The organism is Streptomyces smaragdinus, from assembly GCF_009604385.1.
GTDB lineage: Bacteria > Actinomycetota > Actinomycetes > Streptomycetales > Streptomycetaceae > Streptomyces > Streptomyces smaragdinus.
In genome coordinates, this window is sequence record NZ_WEGJ01000011.1 from 98,222 (window position 1) to 116,494 (window position 18,273).

Below are 18,273 nucleotides of genomic sequence, written 5' to 3' on the forward strand. Positions count from 1 at the left end.
GATGGTCCGCGCCGCCGTCCTGCCCGCCGTGGGCTCCCCGCTGGAGCTCACCGACATCGACCTGCCGGCCCCCGGCCCCGGGCGGATCCGCGTCCGGCTCGCCGCCGCCGGCGTCTGCCACTCCGACCTGTCCCTCTCCAACGGCACCCTCAAGCAGCCCGTCCCCGCCGTCCTCGGCCACGAGGGCGCCGGCACGGTCACCGCCGTCGGCCCCGACGTCACCACCGTCGCGCCCGGCGACGAGGTGGTCCTCAACTGGGCGCCGTCCTGCGGCGCCTGCCACTTCTGCGGCCTCGGCGAGGTGTGGCTCTGCGCGAACGCGGGCGCCGCCGCGAACGCCCCGTACGCCCGCCGTAACGGCACCGACCTCTACCCCGGCCTGGGTACCGCCGCCTTCGCCGAGGAGACCGTCGTCCCCGCGCACGCCGCGCTCCCGCTGCCCGCCGGCATCGCCCTCACCGACGGCGCCCTCCTCGGGTGCGCCGTCCTCACCGGCTGGGGCGCCGTGCACAACGCCGCCCGGGTGCGCCCCGGCGAGTCCGTCGCCGTCTTCGGCGTCGGCGGCGTGGGCCTCGCCGTCCTCCAGGCCGCACGGATCGCGGGCGCCGGCCCGATCGTCGCCGTGGACGTCTCCCCGGCGAAGGAGGAGCTGGCCCGGGCCGCGGGCGCGACGGACTTCCTCCTCGCCGGCCCCGACACCGCCAAGCGGATCCGCGGGCTCACCGGCGGCATCGGCACGGACGTCGCCGTCGAGTGCGTGGGCCGCGCCGACGCCATCCGCTCCGCCTGGTCCTCGACCCGGCGCGGCGGCCGCACCACGGTCGTCGGCATCGGCGGCCAGGACCAGCAGGTCGCCTTCTCCGCGCTGGAGATCTTCTACTTCGGCCGCACGCTCTCCGGCTGCGTGTACGGCAACAGCGACCCGGCCGCGGACATCCCCGTCATCGCCGAACACGTCCGCGCCGGCCGCTTCGACCTCGGCGCGCTGGTCACCGACCGGATCGGTCTGGACGGCATCCCGGCGGCGTTCGAGCAGATGCAGGCGGGCCGGGGCGGCCGGTCCCTGGTCGTCTTCTAAGGGTTCTAGAGGGAAGTTGCCATCCGCCGTACCGCCTCCCGAAGCACCTCCGGGGAGGCGGCCAGATTCAGCCGTACGTGCCCCGCCCCGCCGGAGCCGAACGGCAGCCCGCCGGACAGCGCGACCCGCCCCCGCTCCAGGAACACGGCGGCGGGATCGTCGCCCAGCCCCAGCTCCCGGCAGTCCAGCCACGCCAGATACGTGCCCTCCGGCGGCCGGTAACGGACCGCCGGAAGATGCTCGGCGAGCAGTACGGACAGCAGCTCACGGTTGTGCGCCAGCCCCGCGAGCAGCGCGTCCAGCCACGGCCCGCCGTGCCGCAGCGCCGCCGTGTGCGCCATGACGCCCAGATGGCTCGGGCCGTGCCCGACCTCCTCCGGCATCGCGGCCAGCTCGTCCGCCGACCCCGGCCCGGCGACGGCGAGCGCCGCCTTCAGCCCGGCGAGGTTCCACGCCTTGGACGCCGACAGCAGCGACAGGCCCCGCTCGGCGCCCGGCACCGACAGATTGGGCGTGAACACGGCGCCGTCCGGCACCAGCGGGGCGTGGATCTCGTCCGCCACGACCCGTACCCCGTACTCCTCCGCCAGCCGCGCGACCTCCGCGAGCTCGGCGGCGGTGTGCACGGTCCCGGTGGGGTTGTGCGGGTTGCAGAGGAGATAGGCGCGCGCGCCGGCGCGGAAGGCCTCCGCGAGCGCCGTGAAGTCGATCCGGCGGTCCGCCCCCAGCGGGGCCTCGGCGATCCGCCGGTCCATGTGCTCCACGAAGGCGTAGAACGGCGGATACACCGGGGAGTTCACCACCACGGTGTCACCGGGCGCGGTCACCAGCTTCAGCATCTCGACGACGCCCAGCATCACGTCCGGCACGATCGCCGTCCGCTCCGGGGCCGGCTCCCACGCCCACCGCTCCTTGGCGAACCAGGCCAGCGCCTCGGCGTACTCCTGCCCCGCCGGATACCCGGTGTCGCCCAGGTCGACCGCCGTGTGCAGCGCCTCGGCGACGGGCTCCGCCAGAGGTACGTCCATCTCGGCGACCCACAGGGGCAGCACGTCCGGGTCGTACGCCCGCCACTTCATGCTGGTGCGGCGCCGCAGCTCCGGGAGGGTGAGCCGGGCCAGCGGATTCTCCACCGGGGCGCTCAACGCTCCCACGCCCCGCGGCCCGGCCGGCGCCGGCGGTCGGTGTGCGCGGCGGGGTCGGACACCGCCAGCGCCCGCGCCGGGGACATCCCGGTGCGCCCGGCGAGGGCCAGCCCCTCGCGGACCTCGCGCGGGGTGCGGGGCCGGTGGCCGGCGTAACCGCAGCAGCACTCGGGCCGGAAGTCGAGCCCGGCGTTCAGCACGGCCGCCAGCGCCCGCCACCCCCGCTCGTCCCGGCGCTTCGGCGCGGCCAGCCCCGACCCGGCGTCGATCAGTTCCCCGCCGCACCGGGAGCAGACGCCGCCGGCGCCGTGGCCCCTCTTCACGGACAACCGGCAGGGCAGACAGACGAAATGAGAGTTGGCTATCCCCATGGGACGCATCGTAAGCGGCAGCCCCTACCGATCCATAGAGGAAATCACGGCGCGAAGCCCCTCGACGGCGGGGTTACCCGCCGGTTAATCTGCGCCGACCGACAACACATCCGAGGGGAATCCGACGTGGCCGGAGCAGCCGACGAAGACGAGTTCTTCGTGCTCACCGCGGCGCTGCTGACGCCGCCGAAGTTCCCCGCGGTCCTCGGCGACGACTACCCCGCGGTGTGCGCGGCGCTCGGTCTGCTGCCGCATCCGGCCGGATACGGGCTGATCTTCGGCCAGGACGGGACCGGCGCCCGCTGGACGGTCGTCGTGGACGACGCCTCCCTGGTCGCCGTGGCCCTCGCCACCTGGGACGTCGGCATGGAGCACGAGCTCAGCCCCGCCGACCGCGACATCATCGACACCATCCCCGGCTGGCCCCTCGCCCTGGCCGTCGCGGCGCCCGGCATCCCCGACCCGCACGACCCCACCGACGCCGACCGCCCGCCGCTCACCCCGCCGGACACGGGGGAGTGGGGCCCGGCGCAGCGCCGGCTGGGGGCGGACGAGATCGCGCTGCACTGGCGGGACTGGAGGGACCGGATGACGGCGGTCGAGGAGGGCGACGAAAAAGACGCGGAGAAGGACGCGGAAGACCCTGGGGTCCGGCGCGTCCTGGCAGACCTCCGCGACTACGTCGACAACCCCCCGCCCCCCGGCCGTATCCGCTCCACCTTCGCCACCGACGACGCCCGCACGCTGCGCGCCGACGGTCCCGGCTGGTCCCTGGTCGCCCGCACCGACGACCTGGCCTTCGTCCTCCTCGACGACGCCCCCGGCGAGGTCATCCCGGTGACCCGCGGCGAGAAGCTGCCCGCGCTGCTCACCGCCCTCGACGGCCTGGCCGCCCGCCCGTCCTGAGCGCGCCTCAGGCCACCATCGCCAGCCACGGCAGATACGCCGTACCGAACGGCTCCGTCCCCGCGGCCACCGCCGTCATCAGCCACCGCGCCGCGCCGGACGCCCGTGCGACGACGTCCGGCGGATAGCCGAAGAGCTTCCCGTGCTCGGCGAACTCGTCCTCGTCCAGCAGCCTTGCCTCGGTCTCGCCCCGCTTGCGCACGACGTCGAGGTCGAGGTCCACACAGGTCGCCTCGGCCGCCGAGTTCCACCGCATCGGCGTCGTCACGTCGACATAGATCTCCGTCGACCTGGGTTCCGCGTTGAAGGTCGCCGCCCACCACGCCTCCGGATCGGCCGGAACCAGACACACGTACGCGTGCGGCAGCGGATCGATCGGCTGATGCCCCTTCGACAGGGGCGTGAAGGCCGGCGCCCCCAGCCACACCCCGTGGCGGTCCTCACCGAGCCGGCGCATGGTGAGATTCCAGTGCAGACTGCCGTCGAACTTCCGGTAGATCACCCGTACCAGGTCTGTCATGGCGTGATCTTAGGGGTGCGACTCCCGGAACCGCAGGACCAATCCCGCCACCAGTGCCCGCAATCCCGTCTCGAACGCGCCTTCGTCCACCTCGCGCTGACGGACCGCCAGCAGATGTGCCTGCCCCAGATGGGGATAGTCCGCCGGATCGTAGGCCTCCGGATCGGCGACGAAACCCCCCGCGAAGGACCCCAGCGCCGAGCCGGTGACGAAGTACCGCATGAGCGCCCCGATGTGCGTGGCCTGCGCGGGCGGCCAGCCGGCCGTCACCATGCCGCCGAACACCGCGTCGGCCATCCGCAGCCCGGCCGGCCGCCGCCCAGGCCCCTGCGCCAGGTACGGCACCAGCTTCGGATGCGCCCGCAGCGCCGCCCGGTACGAGCGGGCCCAGGCCAGCAGCGCGTCGGGCCAGTCGCTGCCGTCCTCGAACATCGACAGGTCGACCTCGGAGACCACGAGGTCGGCGACCGCGCCGAGGATCTCGTCCTTCGTCGTGAAGTGGTTGTACAGGGAGGGCCCGCTCACCCCGAGTTCGGCCGCGAGCCGCCGGGTCGAGACCGCCGCGAGCCCGTCGGCGTCGACGAGCGTCAGCGCCGCCGTGACGATGCGCTCACGGCTCAGCAGGGGCTTGCGGGGGCGGGCCATGCGGCTCATAGTAGAGGCCGCCACCAGGAAACTAGCACTGCTAATTTATCGGCCCTCCGCAAGGAGCCGGTACGTCCGCGAAGGGGCCCGTCCCATGGATCTCGAACTCTCCCCGGAGCAGTCCGCCGCCCGCCGGCTGGCCAGGGACTTCGTGGAGCGCGAGGTCGCCCCGTACGCCACGGAATGGGACCGGGCGGAGGCCGTCGACCGCGGCATCGTCCGCAAGCTCGGCGAGACCGGCTTCCTGGGCCTGACGGTCCCCGAGGAGTACGGCGGCTCGGCCGGCGACCATCTGACGTACGTCCTGGTCACCGAGGAGCTGGGCCGGGGCGACTCGTCGGTGCGCGGCATCGTCTCGGTCTCCCTCGGGCTGGTCGCCAAGTCGATCGCCGCCTGGGGCAGCGAGGATCAGAAGCGCCACTGGCTGCCGCGGCTGACGTCCGGCGAGGCCGTCGGCTGCTTCGGCCTCACCGAGCCCGGCACCGGCTCGGACGCCGCGAACCTCACCACCCGCGCGGTCCGCGATGGCGGCGACTGGGTCATCGACGGCGCCAAGATGTTCATCACGAACGGCACCTGGGCGGACGTCGTCCTGCTCTTCGCCCGTACGAACGACACCCCCGGCCACAAGGGCGTCAGCGCCTTCCTGGTCCCCGCCGACGCGCCCGGTCTCACCCGCCGCGAGGTGCACGGCAAGCTCGGCCTGCGCGGCCAGGCCACGGCGGAGCTGGTGCTGGAGGGGGTGCGGGTGCCGGCGTCGGCGATGGTGGCGCCGGAGGGGAAGGGCTTCTCGGTCGCCATGTCCGCGCTGGCCAAGGGGCGGATGTCGGTCGCCGCCGGGTGTGTGGGCATCGCGCAGGCGGCGCTGGACGCGGCGGTCGCGTACGCGGGGGAGCGGGAGCAGTTCGGCGGCCCCATCGCCCGCCATCAGCTGGTCCAGGAGCTGATCTCCGACATGGCGGTGGACGTCGACGCGGCCCGGCTGCTGACCTGGCGGGTCGCCGACCACATCGACCGCGGGCTGCCGTTCGCCACGGAGAGCTCGGTGGCGAAGCTGTACGCGAGCGAGGCGGCCGTCCGGTGCGCCAACGCCGCGCTGCAGGTCTTCGGCGGCTACGGCTACATCGACGAGTACCCGGTGGGCAAGCTGCTGCGCGACGCCCGGGTGATGACGCTGTACGAGGGCACGAGCCAGATCCACAAGCTGCTGATCGGCCGCGCCCTGACCGGGGTCAGTGCCTTCTGATCGCTAAGCGCTTGCTCAGGTTCGGGGTAAGGTGATCCCGCCACACAACGACCGAGCGGGGTGCGCTATGCAGCAGGCACACACGGAACCCGGCCCATCGGCCTGGGACGGTGTCGAACCGGAGGCCGCCCGGCGGCTGCTCTCCGCCGGTGTGGAGGCCTTCGCCGAGCGCGGCTACCACGCCACCACCACCCGGGACATCGCCGGGCGGGCCGGGATGAGCCCCGCCGCGCTGTACATCCACTTCAAGACCAAGGAAGAGCTGCTCTTCCGGATCAGCAAGGTCGGCCACGAACGCGCCCGCGGCATCATCGCCGGTGCCGCCGGGTCCGACGGCACCCCGCGCGAGCGGCTGGACCGGGCGGTGCGCGACTTCTCCCGCTGGCACGCCGAGCGGCACACCACCGCGCGGGTCGTGCAGTACGAGCTGCAGGCGCTGGGCGAGGAGCACTACGCCGAGATCGTCACCCTGCGCCGGGACATCGACTCGCTGCTGCGGGGGATCATCGAGGACGGCGTACGGGCCGGCGACTTCGCCGTCGACGACATCCCGGGCACGGCGCTGGCGGTGCTGTCGCTCTGCGTGGACGTGGCGCGCTGGTTCAGCGCCGCGGGCAGCAGGACGCCCGACGAGCTCGGCCTGCTGTACGCCGATCTCGTCGGGCGGATGGTGACGGCGCCGGGGCGCGCGTAACGCTCAGAAGTAGAACCGCGACACCGACTCGGCCGCGCACACCGGCTTCTCGCCGCCCTCGCGCTCGACGGTGTACGCCACCGCGATCTGCACCCCGCCCGGCACGTCCGTGACCTCGGAGATCCGCGCCGTCGCGCGCAGCCGCGAGCCCACCGGCACCGGGGCCGGGAAGCGGACCTTGTTGGTGCCGTAGTTGACGCCCATCCTGACGCCCTCGACGGACATCAGCTGCGGCCCGAACAGGGGCAGCAGGGACAGCGTCAGATAGCCGTGCGCGATCGTCGTGCCGAACGGGCCGGCCGCCGCCTTCTCCGGGTCGACGTGGATCCACTGGTGGTCGCCGGTCGCCTCCGCGAACAGGTCGATCCGCCGCTGGTCGATCTCCAGCCAGTCGGTGTGACCGAGCTGCTCGCCGACCGCGGCCTTCAGTTCGTCCGCCGACGTGAAGATCCGGGGCTCTGCCATGTCCGTACGCCTCCCAGTGGCTTTCGCGGGCGCCCTGACGCTGCCCGAACGCTGAACTAAGCGACTGCTTAGCATGCTCGGTGGCGCGGATCCCTGTCAATGGCGGCTCACCGCGGGGCGTCACCACATCGCGGGCGTCCGGTCCGCCCACGGGCAGGCCTCCTCCAGCTGCGCGGACAGGGCGATCAGCTCGGCGTCCGCCCCGTACCGGCCGGCCAGCATGATCCCGATCGGCAGCTCCTCCGTCGTCCAGCACAGGGGCAGGCTCACCGCCGGCTGACCCGTCGCGTTGTACATCGCCGTGAACGGCGTGAACCGCGACATCGCCGCGAACTCCGCCGCCGGGTCGCCGTCCGAACGCAGCCCGCCCACCAGCGCCGGCGGCTGCGCCAGCGTCGGAGTGAGGATCATGTCGTAGCCCGTGTCCGGCGTCAGCAGCGACGACCCCAGCATCTCGCCCAGCGCCCGGAACGCGTACAGGCCCGTCGCGAACTCCAGCCCGCTCACCTTGCGGCCCAGGCTGCGCAGATGGCGGGTGAGCGGCATCAGCTGCTCCTCCTGCTCCGGCGGCACCGGCCAGACGGTGGCCATCACCGCCCACACCTGGGTGAACGCCTTGAGCAGCGAGCCGTCCTGGGGCAGCGCCACCTCGTCCACCTCGTGGCCCAGGTCCCGCAGCAGCCCGGTGGTGAACTCCGCCGCCGCCCGGCAGTCCGGATGTACCTCGGCGCCCGGCACCGGCGTGTCGGTGAGGCTCAGGATCCGCATCCGGCCCGGGTCGGCGCCCACGTAGTCCGAGAGATACGAGCCGGGCGGCAGCCCCCACGCCCCGAACGGGTCGCCCGTGCCGGGGCCCGACATGATGTCCAGCAGGGCCGCCGCGTCGGCCACCGTACGGGCCAGCGGGCCGTTGGTGCTCAGCCCGCTCACGTCGTGCTGCACGGGGCCGCCGCCGACCAGACCCCGGCTCGGCTTGATGCCGAAGAGTCCGCACGCGGCGGCCGGTATCCGGATCGAGCCGCCGCCGTCGCTGCCCTGGGCCACCGGCGCCAGCCCCGCCGCGACGGCCGCCGCCGCGCCGCCGCTGGACCCGCCGGCCGAGCGGTCCAGGTCCCAGGGCGTGCGGGCCGGGGGCGCCAGCAGGCTCTCCGTGTAGCAGGGCAGCCCGAACTCCGGGGTGTTGGTCTTGCCCAGCATCACCGTGCCGGCCTGGCGCAGCCGGGTGACGACGTGGTCGTCGGTGTCGGGCACGTGTTCCCCGTACGGCACCGAACCCAGCGTGCAGCGCACGCCCGCGACGAAGGTGAGGTCCTTGATGGGCACGGGCACCCCGTGCAGCGGCGACAGCCAGCGCTCCTCGCGGCGGGCGGCCAGGGCCTCGCTCTCGGCGTCGGCGGCCTGCTTGCGGGCGATCTCCGGAGTGAGCGTCACGAACGCGCCGAGCGTGTCGTTGAGCCGGTCGATCCGCTCCAGATAGTGCTCGGTGAGCTCGACGGGCGAGACCCGGCCGGTCCGGATCTCCTCTGCCTGCTCCAGTGCGGTGAGATCGTGCAGCTGGGCCATCGTGTGTGTCCTCTCCCCGTCGGACCGTGCGGCCTTCACGCCGCATCCTGTCACTACCCTCCGGTAGCGACCAGACCGCCTGCGCGGGCCGGCCGCCCGCGCTCCGGCGCCCGCTCCCGTACGCCCCCTCAGGCCCCGACGCGACCCGCCCGCAGTACCAGCCGGGCGAGTTCGGGGTGGCAGACGTCGTTGTGCGCGCCCGTCGCCCCGCCGCCGTGGCACACCACCGCGGACGAGTCGACGCTTACGCAGCCCTTCGCCGGGAAGGCGCCGTCCAGCGCGTCCGCCAGCGTCAGCCGGCGGCCCCCCGGGACGGCCCGGAAGCCGTCGTACCCCAGGGCGACCCAGCGTTCGCCGCCGGGCAGCAGCCCCGCGGAGTCGCGGGCCATCCGGGACGCCAGGGGGTAGAAGGTGCGCAGCGCGCCGTCGTGCGAGGAGTACGAGGCGACCACCGGCCCCCGCACCCTGCGCTGCACACCGCGCAGCGCGCCGCCGCGGTCCTTGTCGTGCGGCAGCCTGTCACTGAACGCGTAGTGGGAGAACGCCCCCTGCAGCAGCGTCACGGATCCGACCGCCGTGACCCCCGCCGGCAGCCCCTTCACGGCGAAGGACACCAGCCGGGCGCCGAAGCTGTGGCCGACCAGATGCACCCGGGTGCGCGGCGCCTCCTTCGCCAGCCGCCCCAGCGCGGGCCCCAGCCCCCGCTCGCCGACCACCCCGGCGCGCCGCTTCATCGCGTAGTACGTGGCCTGCCGGAGGATCTCCTTCCCTCCGTCCCACAGGAGTCCCGGGGGGTCCTGGACCTCCGCGAACTCCTCGAACAGCGTCCGGGGATCCTGCTCCAGCATCAGCGGGACGTCCGCCGCCCGCTCGTCGTCGGTGTCCGCGCCGAAGGCCGCCGCCGCACTGCCGGGCGCCGGGGTGATCAGATGCCGTACGAGCCGCAGGAACTCCGCCGGATGCTCCGCGTCGTCCGGCCGCTCCGCCAGCAGCTCGCCGATCCGCTCCACCGCCCGGTCGCGCCCGGGGAACTGCGCCCCGACGACCCGCTGGGTCACCGGGCCGAACCACGGCGGCGGCTGACCGGCGGCGACGGACGGCTCGAAGTCGGGGACCGGCTCGTCCGTGAACCGCATCGACGGCCACACCACCCCGGCGAAGCCCAGCCGTACCCCGTCCCCCACCAGCCCGGGGAACGGCGCGAAGAACCGGCTGTACATCCGCGAGGCGATGGACCGGTCGTTGTTCCAGCCGTGCGCGAAGACCACCAGATCCGTGATCCCCCGCCCGGCGGCCTGCTCCGTCAGACGGCGCCGCTGGGCCGGGTTCACGTCGCCCTCGGCGTCGAAGGTCAGCTCCCAGTACGGTGACACGCTCATCTCAGCCACACCGGCCAGCGTGGCAAATCCGGCCCCCCGCACGGAAGAGGCCGGATCACCCTCATGGCGCGTGTCAGTACAGCAGGTGCTGCTCGCGCACCGCCCGGAACGCCGCCAGCTCCTCCTGCCAGCCCGCCACGACCTCGTCCGTCGACGCCCCGGCGTCGATCATCGTGCGGACCTGGGTGGAGCCGGTGAGCTTGTCGATCCAGTTGTCCGAGCGCCAGGCGAACCCGCTCCACGCCTGCTTGGCGGTCACCAGCAGCGCGATGCCGGTCCGCACCGGGTCGAACGCCGCCGCGTCGGACACGTGCAGCTGTACGCCACCGCAGGTCTTGCCCTGGAACTTGGAGAACGTCGGCGAGAAGTACGCCTCCCGCAGCCGCACCCCCGGCAGCCCGAGCTCCTGCACCGCCGCCGCCCACTCCCGGCCCAGGCCCTCCGCGCCGAGCAGCTCGAACGGCCGCGTCGTCCCCCGGCCCTCGGAGAGGTTCGTACCCTCGAACAGACAGGTGCCCGAGTAGACGAGCGCCGTGTCCGGCGTCGGCATGTTGGGGCTCGGCAGCACCCAGGGCAGACCGGTGGAGTCGAAGAACTGGGTGCGCTTCCAGCCTTTCATCGGCACCACGGTCAGCTCCACCTGCCGCCCCGCGTCCGCCGGCACGAACTCCGCGTTGTACAGCCCCGCGAGCTCCGCCACGGTCATCCCGTGCTGCTGGCTGATCGCCTTGCGGCCCACGAACGTGGCGAACTCCGGATGCATGACGGGGCCGTTGGCGGCGCGGCCCGACGCCGGGTTCGGCCGGTCCAGGACGACGAAGCTCTTGCCGGCCAGGGCCGCGGCGGCCATGCAGTCGTAGAGGGTCCAGATGTACGTGTAGAAGCGCGCGCCCGCGTCCTGGATGTCAAACACGATCGTGTCGACGCCGGACCGGACGAAGATGTCCGCCAGCGCCTGACCGCTGCTCAAGTACGTGTCGTACACCGGCAGTCCGGTCGCCGGGTCGGTGTAGAACCCCTCGGAGCCGCCCGCCTGCGCGGTGCCGCGGAAGCCGTGCTCCGGACCGAAGACGGCCGTCAGCTCGATACGTGCGTCGGCGTGCATCACGTCGACGATGTGCTCCACGTCGTCGGTGATGCCCGTCGGGTTGGTGACGACGCCCACCTTCTGCCCGGCGAGCAGGGCGTAGCCGTCGGCGGCCAGCCGGGAGAAGCCGGTCTGTACGCGCCTGCCGTGGGCACCGGACGAGGCGGCGGCGGGGGTGGTGAGGGACGCGGACGCGGCGGCGGTGACGGCGCCCGCTGCCAGCAGGGATCTGCGCGAAAGGCTCATGACCGAGGAACGTAGTGCCCGCGCCCGCCGGGCGGAATGCGCGTGCGGGGGTGTCATGGGACCAGACCAGTGGCGCCGTCGCCGTTGTGCGGACGGACAGCGTGCGGCGCGCCCCTTCCGGATCACATACCGACCGGTTAGTCTGCCCGCATCGATCCGGGAGGACACAGCATGCGGGACGCAGCAGTCGTGGTCACCGGGGCCGGCGGCGGTATCGGGGCCGCCCTGGCCCGCAGATTCGCCGCCGAGGGCGCCAGGGTCGTGGTCAACGACCTGGACCCGGACAAGGCGAAGGCCGTCGCCGGTGAGATCGGCGCGACCGCGGTGCCGGGTGACGCCTCCGGCATCGTCCCCGCCGCCCGGGAGGCGCTCGGCGGGACGATCGACGTGTACTGCGCCAACGCCGGCGTCGGCACCGGCGGCGGACCCGAGGCGCCGGACGAGGCGTGGGAGCTGGCGTGGGACGTGAACGTCATGGCGCACGTCCGGGCGGCCCGTGCGCTGCTGCCGGAGTGGCTGGAGCGCGGGAGCGGCCGCTTCGTCTCCACCGTGTCCGCGGCCGGGCTGCTGACGATGATCGGCGCGGCCCCGTACAGCGTCACCAAGCACGGGGCGTACGCCTTCGCCGAGTGGCTGTCGCTGACGTACCGCCACCGGGGCGTCCAGGTGCACGCGATCTGCCCGCAGGGCGTGCGCACCGACATGCTCGACGCCACCGGCAAGGCCGGTGACCTGGTGCTGCGGCCCGGCGCCATCGAGCCGGAGGCCGTCGCCGACGCGCTGCTCGCCGGGATCGCCGAGGACCGCTTCCTGATCCTCCCGCATCCGGAGGTGGCCGGGATGTACGCCACCCGCGCCGGTGAACCCGAGCGCTGGGTACGCGGCATGAACAAGCTGCAGCGCGCCCTCGAGAATGAGACCGACAGCCAGGAGGCAGGACCGCGATGACCAGCTCCATCTACGCCGCGAAGCCGTGGCTGGGCCAGCTCACCGAGGCGCAGAAGGCCGAGGTGCACCCGCCGGTCTCCGTCCCGCACGCCTTCCGCGACGCCGTGGCCCGGGTGCCGGAGCGCACCGCGCTGGCCTACTTCGACGGCCGGATCGGCTACCGCGAGGCGGACGAGCTGTCCGACGCGGTGGCCGCGTACCTCGCGGCGCGCGGGCTGGCGAAGGGCGACCGGCTCGCCCTGATGCTGCAGAACACCCCGCACTTCGTGATCGCCCTGCTCGGCGCCTGGAAGGCGGGCGCGGTCGTCGTCCCGCTGAACCCGATGTACAAGGCGTACGAGGTCGGCCACATCCTCGCCGACGCCGGTGTCACGGCCGTCGTCTGCTCCGACCGGGCCTGGGCCGGCTTCCTGCGGGAGACGGCCGCCGACCTGCCCGTACAGATCGTGCTGACCGCCTGCGAGCGGGACCTGCAGACCCGCGACGACCGGCGTGTGTTGGACTTCGAACGTCTGCCGCAGGCCGAGGACGCCGCCGACCTGCTCACCGTCGCCCGCGCGGGCGGGGTGGCACCGGCCGGCCGGGAGTTCGCGCCGGACGACATCGCGCTGATCGGCTACACCTCCGGCACCAGCGGCCGCCCCAAGGGCGCCACGGTCACCCACCGCAACATCTGCCACAACGCGGAGCGCCAGCGCGCCGGCCACGAACTGCCCGACGGCGCCACGATCTTCGCCCTCGCGCCGCTCTTCCACATCACCGGCATGGTCTGCCAGCTCGCCGCGAGCATCGTCGGCGGTGGCACCCTGGCCCTGGCGTACCGCTTCGAGTCCGGCGTGGTGCTGGACGCCTTCCTCGAGCACAGGCCCGCCTACACCGTCGGCCCCGCCACCGCGTTCATGGCCCTGGGCGCCCACCCGGACGTGAGCCCCGGACACTTCGCGTCGTTCGCCGTCATCTCCACCGGCGGCGCCCCCATGCCCCCGGCCCTCGTCGACGGCATCGAGCAGCGCTTCGGCCACTACATCCTCAACGGCTACGGCCTCACCGAATGCGCCGCCCCCTGCGCCGCCGTCCCGCCCGGCAGGCGGGCGCCCGTCGACCCCGAGTCCGGGACCCTCGCGGTGGGCGTGCCGGACCCGGCGTCCGTCGTACGGATCCTGGACGAGGACGGCGCCGAGGTGCCGTTCCGTACGACCGGCGAGATAGCCGTCCGCGGCCCGCAGGTCGTCCCCGGCTACTGGGGGCTGCCCGCGGCCACGGCCGAGGGGCTGCCGGACGGTGAGCTGCGCACCGGGGACATCGGGTTCATGGACGAGGACGGCTGGCTGTACGTCGTCGACCGCAAGAAGGACATGATCAACGCGGCCGGTTTCAAGGTCTGGCCCCGGGAGGTGGAGGATGTCCTGTACACGCATGGCGCGGTGCGTGAGGCGGCGGTGGTCGGGGTGCCCGACTCCTACCGCGGGGAGACCGTGAAGGCGTACGTCTCCCTGCGGCCCGGGAGCTCCGTGGAACCCGCTGAGCTGGCCGGGTACTGCAAGGACCGGCTGGCCGCGTATAAATACCCGCGCGAGGTGGAGATCCTGCCCGAGCTGCCGAAGACGGCGACGGGGAAGATCCTGCGGCGGGAACTGCGTTCCCGCACGTAACGACGGCACGAACACGAGAACGAGAAGGGTGTGGCCATGGCCAGAGCGGCAGGCGGGTCCAACAGCACGATGACGGTCCCGGAACGGCTGCTCGCCGTGGCCACCCGGCTCTTCGCCGACCGTGGCTTCGACCGTACGTCGGTGCAGGAGATCGTGGAGGCGGCGGGCGTCACCAAGGGTGCCCTCTACCACTACTTCGGCTCCAAGGACGATCTGCTGCACGAGATCTACGCCCGGCTGCTGCGCCTCCAGCAGGAGCGCCTGGACCACTTCGCCGCCCTCGACGCCCCGGTGGAGCAGCGGCTGCGGCAGGCCGCGGCCGACGTCATCGTCACCACCATCGAGAACGCCGACGACGCGTCGATCTTCTTCCGCTCCATGCATCTGCTCGGCCCCGAGAAGCAGAAGGAGGTCCGCGCCGACCGCCGCCGCTACCACGACCGCTTCCGCGCGCTGATCGAGGAGGGCCAGGCGACGGGCGTCTTCGACGCCGGGACCCCGGCCGGGCTGGTCGTCGACTACCACTTCGGCGCGGTGCACCATCTGAGCAGCTGGTACAAGAAGGACGGCCCGCTGACCAAGGAGCAGGTCGCGGAGAACTTCGCGGAGATGCTGATGCGGGTGCTGCGGCCGTAGCGCGGCACCCGCACCCGGGTCCTACAGGTATTTCTTCAGCTCCCGCCGGGCCAGCGACCGCTGGTGGACCTCGTCGGGTCCGTCCGCGAGCTGCAGCGAGCGGGCCGAGGCGTACAGGTCCGTCAGCGGGGTGTCCTGGCTGACGCCCGCCGCGCCGTGCAGCTGGATCGCCCGGTCGATGATCGCGACCACCGCGCGCGGCACCGCGATCTTGATGGCCTGGATCTCCGTGTGCGCGCCCCGGTTGCCGACCGTGTCCATCAGCCACGCCGTCTTCAGGACCAGCAGCCGCAGCTGCTCCACCTGCACCCGCGCGTCGGCGATCCAGTTCTGGACCACGCCCTGCTGGGCGAGCGCCTTGCCGAAGGCCGTACGGGACACCGCCCGGCGGCACATCAGCTCGATCGTCTTCTCCGCCATCCCGATCAGCCGCATGCAGTGGTGGATGCGCCCCGGCCCCAGCCGTGCCTGCGCGATGGCGAAGCCGCCGCCCTCCTCGCCGATCAGGTTCGTCACCGGCACCCGCACGTCGTCGAAGAAGACCTCCGCGTGCCCGCCGTGCAGATGGTCCTCGAACCCGTACACCGTCATGGCCCGCTTCACCATCAGCCCCGGGGTGTCGCGGGGGACCAGGATCATCGACTGCTGGCGGCGGATGTCCTCGTGGTCCGGGTCGGTCTTGCCCATCACGATGAAGATCGCGCAGTCGGGGTTCATCGCCCCGGAGATGTACCACTTGTGGCCGCTGATGACGTACTCGTCGCCCTCGCGGCGGATGCGCGTCTCGACGTTCGTCGCGTCGGAGGAGGCCACCGCCGGCTCCGTCATCGCGAACGCGGAGTGGATCTCACCGGCGAGCAGCGGCTCGAGCCACCGCTTCTTCTGCTCGTCCGTGGCGAACTGGTACAGCACCTCCATGTTGCCGGTGTCGGGCGCATTGCAGTTCAGCGCCAGCGGCGCCAGATGCGGGCTGCGGCCGGTGATCTCCGCCAGCGGCGCGTACTGCAGGTTCGTCAGCCCCGCCCCGTACTCCGCGTCGGGGAGGAAGAAGTTCCACAGCCCCCGCTCCCGTGCCTCCGCGCGCAGCTCGTGCACGATCGGCGGGTGCACCCAGGGGCTGTCCTGGGCGGCGAGCTGCTCGTGCGCGATCTCCTCGGCCGGGTACACCCGTTCCGTCATGAACGCGAGCAGGGCCTCGCGCAGCTCCTCGGTCCGGGCGTCGAATGCGAAATCCATGACGGTCAGCCTTCCTGGAGAGTCGTGAGGCCCCGCTCGATCAGCAGCGGGACCATCGCGCCGATACCGGCGAAGCCGGCGCCGACGGTCTGGCCGAGCGTGAAGCGGTAGTGGATGCCCTCGGCGATCACCGCGAGCTTGAAGTAGGCGAAGGCGCAGTACCAGGCGATCGAGGAGACGTCCCGCCCGGAGCGCGCGGCGTAGCGCTCGATCATGTCGGCGACCGCCGGATGCCCGGGCGCCTGCCCGGTGTTGGAGATCGCCGCCCCGGGACCGGCCTCGCGGGCGCTGTACATGGCCAGCAGCCCGAGGTCGCTGAGCGGATCGCCGAGGGTGGACATCTCCCAGTCGAGCACCGCCGCGATCCTGTCGTCGGCGCCGATCAGCACGTTGTCCAGCTTGTAGTCGCCGTGTACGACCGTCGGCGCGGGGGAGGCGGGCAGCCCCTTCGCCAGCCGGTCCAGCAGCTCGTCGAACCCCGGCAGGTCGCGACTGCGGGAGGCCGCGAGCTGCTTGCTCCAGCGGCGCAGCTGACGCTCCAGATAGCCCTCCGGCCGGCCGAAGTCCGCCAGCCCCACCGACGCCGGGTCCACGGCGTGCAGCTCCACCAGCGTGTCGACCAGGCCGTCGACCACGTCCCGGGTGCGCTCGGGGCCGATCTCGCCGAGCTGCCCCGCGGTACGGAAACAGGTGCCCGTGACGTGCTCCATCACGTAGAACGGCGCCCCCAGGACCTCCGGGTCCTCGCACAGCAGCAGCGCCTCCGGCACCGGGACCGAGGTCTCGTGCAGGGCGCTGATCACCCGGAACTCGCGCACCATGTCGTGCGCGGTGGCCAGCACGTGGCCGAGCGGCGGCCGGCGGACCACCCAGCGGGTCGTGCCGTCGGTCACCACGTACGTCAGATTGGACCTGCCGCCCTCGATCAGCGTGGCGGAGAGCGGCCCCCGCGCCAGTCCGGGGCGCGCGGCGTCCAGATGCCGGCGCAGGGCCTGCGGTGCCAGCCCTGGCGGGTGCTCGTCGCTCATGCGGTTCCCCTCGGGAGTCGTCCGGGTCGATCACCGACCATGATGCCGACCAGTCGGTATGCAGTCCAGTGGGCGGGGCGGAGGATCTGGCGTCCGGGTCCGTCACGTGAATACAGTTCACGTATGGATACTGCTGAGCTCCGCATCGCCGAGGTACGGCTCACCCCCATCCTGATCGCGGACCCCCCGCTGCTCAACGTCACCGGCGTCCACCAGCCGTACACCCCCCGTCTGATCGTCGAGCTCGTCACCGAGGGCGGTACGACGGGACTGGGCGAGACGTACGGCGACGCCACCTATCTCGCCCCCGCCCGCACCCTGGCCGCCGCGCTCCCCGGCCACTCGATCACCGACGTGAACGGGATCTTCCGCCTCGCCGCCGAGGTCTGCGGACCGCCCGCGCCCGAGCGGCTCGGGCCCGACGTCGGCGGGCTGCGTGGCGCCCTCAGCGCCGACAAGCTGCTGCTCTCCGTCCTGTCCGCGTTCGAGGTCGCCTGCCTCGACGCCCTCGGCCGGGCCACCGGGCTGCCCGTGCACGCCCTGCTGGGCGGCCGGGTCCGCGACCGCGTCGACTACAGCGCCTACCTCTTCTACCGCTGGGACCACCACCCCGACCCCGCCGCCCCCCGCGACGACTGGGGCGCCGCCCTGGACCCCGCCGGGATCGTCGACCAGGCGCGGCGGTTTTGCGACCGCTACGGCTTTGGCTCGGTCAAGCTGAAGGGCGGCGTCTTCCACCCCGACGAGGAGATCGCGGCGGTGCGCGCCCTCGCCGACGCCTTCCCCGGTACGCCGCTGCGCCTGGACCCCAACGGGGGGTGGTCGGTGGAGACGTCCGTACGGGTGGCCCGCGAGCTGCACGACGTCCTCGAGTACCTGGAGGACCCCACCACCGGCACCGGGCGGATGGCCGCCGTCGCCGCGCAGGCCGGCGGGGTGCCCCTGGCGACCAACATGTGCGTGACGACGGCCGCCGAGATCCCCGAGGCCGTCGCACGCGGCGCGATCCAGGTGCTGCTCACCGACCACCACTACTGGGGCGGGCTGCGCCGGACCGTCGAACTCGCCGCCCTGTGCCGGACGTTCGGCATCGGGCTGTCCATGCACTCCAACACCCACCTCGGCATCAGCCTCGCCGCGATGACCCACGTCGCGTCCGTGGTGCCCAACCTCGACTACGCCTGCGACACCCACTACCCCTGGCAGACCGACGACGTGGTCGTCGCTCCGCCCGTCTTCGAGGCCGGCGCGCTGCCCGTCTCCGACGCCCCCGGACTCGGCGTCGAGCTGGACCGCGAGGCGCTGTCCACGCTGCACAAGCGGTGGCTGGACGACGACGGGCGGATGCGCGACCGCGACGACGTGGCCGCCATGCGGGTGGCGGACCCCGGCTGGGAGCTGCCGGTCATGCCCCGCTGGTGAGCCCCG

Annotated in this window: 18 protein-coding genes; 8 read left to right on the forward strand and 10 right to left on the reverse strand. The window is 73.0% G+C overall.

What is annotated here, in order from left to right; translation table 11 throughout:
• Position 1 precedes the first annotated feature (1 nt).
• Complete coding sequence (locus tag SRB5_RS16830; protein WP_153452803.1) at positions 2–1,078, forward strand: zinc-binding dehydrogenase; 1,077 nt, start codon at positions 2–4, stop codon at positions 1,076–1,078.
• Positions 1,079–1,083: 5 nt separating this feature from the next.
• On the opposite strand, the gene SRB5_RS16835 is transcribed toward SRB5_RS16830, so the two are convergent.
• Together SRB5_RS16835 and SRB5_RS16840 are read right to left on the reverse strand one after the other, a co-directional pair.
• Complete coding sequence (locus SRB5_RS16835; RefSeq protein WP_228390104.1) at positions 1,084–2,223, reverse strand: MalY/PatB family protein; 1,140 nt, start codon at positions 2,221–2,223, stop codon at positions 1,084–1,086.
• Positions 2,220–2,594: a hypothetical protein gene (locus SRB5_RS16840; protein ID WP_228390105.1), complete on the reverse strand. Its 375-nt coding sequence runs from the start codon at positions 2,592–2,594 to the stop codon at positions 2,220–2,222. The genes SRB5_RS16835 and SRB5_RS16840 overlap by 4 nt, the downstream gene beginning before the upstream one ends.
• Before the next feature lie 126 nt (positions 2,595–2,720).
• On the opposite strand from SRB5_RS16840, the gene SRB5_RS16845 reads away from it, so the two are divergent.
• Entirely contained in the window at positions 2,721–3,500 is a 780-nt protein-coding gene (locus SRB5_RS16845) for a hypothetical protein (protein ID WP_323378022.1), read from the forward strand.
• 7 nt (positions 3,501–3,507) lie between these two features.
• Here the strand turns inward: SRB5_RS16845 and SRB5_RS16850 are convergent, their stop codons facing one another.
• On the reverse strand, positions 3,508–4,020 hold the full coding sequence (locus tag SRB5_RS16850) for a DUF402 domain-containing protein (protein ID WP_153452804.1): 513 nt from the start codon (positions 4,018–4,020) through the stop codon (positions 3,508–3,510).
• A 9-nt stretch (positions 4,021–4,029) separates the two neighbouring features.
• Positions 4,030–4,665 (reverse strand): TetR/AcrR family transcriptional regulator, encoded by a 636-nt coding sequence (locus tag SRB5_RS16855; RefSeq protein WP_153452805.1) that lies wholly within the window; start codon positions 4,663–4,665, stop codon positions 4,030–4,032.
• Positions 4,666–4,759: 94 nt separating this feature from the next.
• On the opposite strand from SRB5_RS16855, the gene SRB5_RS16860 reads away from it, so the two are divergent.
• Together SRB5_RS16860 and SRB5_RS16865 are read left to right on the forward strand one after the other, a co-directional pair.
• Positions 4,760–5,911 (forward strand): acyl-CoA dehydrogenase family protein, encoded by a 1,152-nt coding sequence (locus SRB5_RS16860; RefSeq protein WP_153452806.1) that lies wholly within the window; start codon positions 4,760–4,762, stop codon positions 5,909–5,911.
• Between the two features lie 67 nt (positions 5,912–5,978).
• Positions 5,979–6,605 (forward strand): TetR/AcrR family transcriptional regulator, encoded by a 627-nt coding sequence (locus SRB5_RS16865; RefSeq protein ID WP_153452807.1) that lies wholly within the window; start codon positions 5,979–5,981, stop codon positions 6,603–6,605.
• Between the two features lie 3 nt (positions 6,606–6,608).
• Here SRB5_RS16865 and SRB5_RS16870 read toward each other — a convergent pair whose 3' ends face one another.
• The 4 genes from SRB5_RS16870 to SRB5_RS16885 form a co-directional block, all read right to left on the reverse strand.
• Positions 6,609–7,070: a MaoC family dehydratase gene (locus tag SRB5_RS16870; protein ID WP_153452808.1), complete on the reverse strand. Its 462-nt coding sequence runs from the start codon at positions 7,068–7,070 to the stop codon at positions 6,609–6,611.
• A gap of 120 nt (positions 7,071–7,190) precedes the next feature.
• Positions 7,191–8,633, reverse strand: a complete 1,443-nt coding sequence (locus SRB5_RS16875) for an amidase (RefSeq protein ID WP_153452809.1) — start codon at positions 8,631–8,633, stop codon at positions 7,191–7,193.
• Positions 8,634–8,761: 128 nt separating this feature from the next.
• Positions 8,762–10,012, reverse strand: a complete 1,251-nt coding sequence (locus SRB5_RS16880; RefSeq protein ID WP_153452907.1) for a serine-threonine protein kinase — start codon at positions 10,010–10,012, stop codon at positions 8,762–8,764.
• A 73-nt stretch (positions 10,013–10,085) separates the two neighbouring features.
• A complete protein-coding gene (locus SRB5_RS16885) occupies positions 10,086–11,345 on the reverse strand; it encodes an exo-beta-N-acetylmuramidase NamZ family protein (protein ID WP_153452810.1) in 1,260 nt (419 codons plus the stop codon).
• 171 nt (positions 11,346–11,516) lie between these two features.
• On the opposite strand from SRB5_RS16885, the gene SRB5_RS16890 reads away from it, so the two are divergent.
• From SRB5_RS16890 to SRB5_RS16900, 3 genes are read left to right on the forward strand one after another with little or no spacing between them, the layout of a single operon-like run.
• On the forward strand, positions 11,517–12,293 hold the full coding sequence (locus SRB5_RS16890; RefSeq protein ID WP_153452811.1) for an SDR family oxidoreductase: 777 nt from the start codon (positions 11,517–11,519) through the stop codon (positions 12,291–12,293).
• The gene (locus SRB5_RS16895; RefSeq protein WP_153452812.1) at positions 12,290–13,945 is read left to right on the forward strand and encodes an AMP-binding protein; all 1,656 of its coding nucleotides are present in this window, start codon (positions 12,290–12,292) and stop codon (positions 13,943–13,945) included. Before SRB5_RS16890 ends, SRB5_RS16895 begins: the two co-directional genes overlap by 4 nt.
• A 36-nt stretch (positions 13,946–13,981) precedes the next feature.
• Positions 13,982–14,581, forward strand: a complete 600-nt coding sequence (locus SRB5_RS16900; protein WP_153452813.1) for a TetR/AcrR family transcriptional regulator — start codon at positions 13,982–13,984, stop codon at positions 14,579–14,581.
• Between the two features lie 21 nt (positions 14,582–14,602).
• On the opposite strand, the gene SRB5_RS16905 is transcribed toward SRB5_RS16900, so the two are convergent.
• On the reverse strand, positions 14,603–15,817 hold the full coding sequence (locus SRB5_RS16905) for an acyl-CoA dehydrogenase family protein (RefSeq protein WP_153452814.1): 1,215 nt from the start codon (positions 15,815–15,817) through the stop codon (positions 14,603–14,605).
• 5 nt (positions 15,818–15,822) lie between these two features.
• Entirely contained in the window at positions 15,823–16,845 is a 1,023-nt protein-coding gene (locus SRB5_RS16910; protein WP_153452815.1) for a phosphotransferase family protein, read from the reverse strand.
• A gap of 123 nt (positions 16,846–16,968) precedes the next feature.
• Between SRB5_RS16910 and SRB5_RS16915 the strand changes: the two genes are divergently transcribed.
• A complete protein-coding gene (locus tag SRB5_RS16915) occupies positions 16,969–18,267 on the forward strand; it encodes an enolase C-terminal domain-like protein (protein WP_153452817.1) in 1,299 nt (432 codons plus the stop codon).
• The last annotated feature ends 6 nt before the right edge of the window (positions 18,268–18,273 follow it).

Excerpts from the sequence above, each read along its gene's own strand:
- SRB5_RS16830 (WP_153452803.1), top strand. The coding sequence starts at position 2 with ATGGTCCGCGCCGCCGTCCTGCCCGCCGTGGGCTCCCCGCTGGAGCTC.
- SRB5_RS16840 (WP_228390105.1), bottom strand. The coding sequence starts at position 2,594 with ATGGGGATAGCCAACTCTCATTTCGTCTGTCTGCCCTGCCGGTTGTCC.
- SRB5_RS16850 (WP_153452804.1), bottom strand. The coding sequence starts at position 4,020 with ATGACAGACCTGGTACGGGTGATCTACCGGAAGTTCGACGGCAGTCTG.
- SRB5_RS16855 (WP_153452805.1), bottom strand. The coding sequence starts at position 4,665 with ATGGCCCGCCCCCGCAAGCCCCTGCTGAGCCGTGAGCGCATCGTCACG.
- SRB5_RS16860 (WP_153452806.1), top strand. The coding sequence starts at position 4,760 with ATGGATCTCGAACTCTCCCCGGAGCAGTCCGCCGCCCGCCGGCTGGCC.
- SRB5_RS16865 (WP_153452807.1), top strand. The coding sequence starts at position 5,979 with ATGCAGCAGGCACACACGGAACCCGGCCCATCGGCCTGGGACGGTGTC.
- SRB5_RS16870 (WP_153452808.1), bottom strand. The coding sequence starts at position 7,070 with ATGGCAGAGCCCCGGATCTTCACGTCGGCGGACGAACTGAAGGCCGCG.
- SRB5_RS16875 (WP_153452809.1), bottom strand. The coding sequence starts at position 8,633 with ATGGCCCAGCTGCACGATCTCACCGCACTGGAGCAGGCAGAGGAGATC.
- SRB5_RS16880 (WP_153452907.1), bottom strand. The coding sequence starts at position 10,012 with ATGAGCGTGTCACCGTACTGGGAGCTGACCTTCGACGCCGAGGGCGAC.
- SRB5_RS16885 (WP_153452810.1), bottom strand. The coding sequence starts at position 11,345 with ATGAGCCTTTCGCGCAGATCCCTGCTGGCAGCGGGCGCCGTCACCGCC.
- SRB5_RS16890 (WP_153452811.1), top strand. The coding sequence starts at position 11,517 with ATGCGGGACGCAGCAGTCGTGGTCACCGGGGCCGGCGGCGGTATCGGG.
- SRB5_RS16895 (WP_153452812.1), top strand. The coding sequence starts at position 12,290 with ATGACCAGCTCCATCTACGCCGCGAAGCCGTGGCTGGGCCAGCTCACC.
- SRB5_RS16900 (WP_153452813.1), top strand. The coding sequence starts at position 13,982 with ATGGCCAGAGCGGCAGGCGGGTCCAACAGCACGATGACGGTCCCGGAA.
- SRB5_RS16905 (WP_153452814.1), bottom strand. The coding sequence starts at position 15,817 with ATGGATTTCGCATTCGACGCCCGGACCGAGGAGCTGCGCGAGGCCCTG.
- SRB5_RS16910 (WP_153452815.1), bottom strand. The coding sequence starts at position 16,845 with ATGAGCGACGAGCACCCGCCAGGGCTGGCACCGCAGGCCCTGCGCCGG.
- SRB5_RS16915 (WP_153452817.1), top strand. The coding sequence starts at position 16,969 with ATGGATACTGCTGAGCTCCGCATCGCCGAGGTACGGCTCACCCCCATC.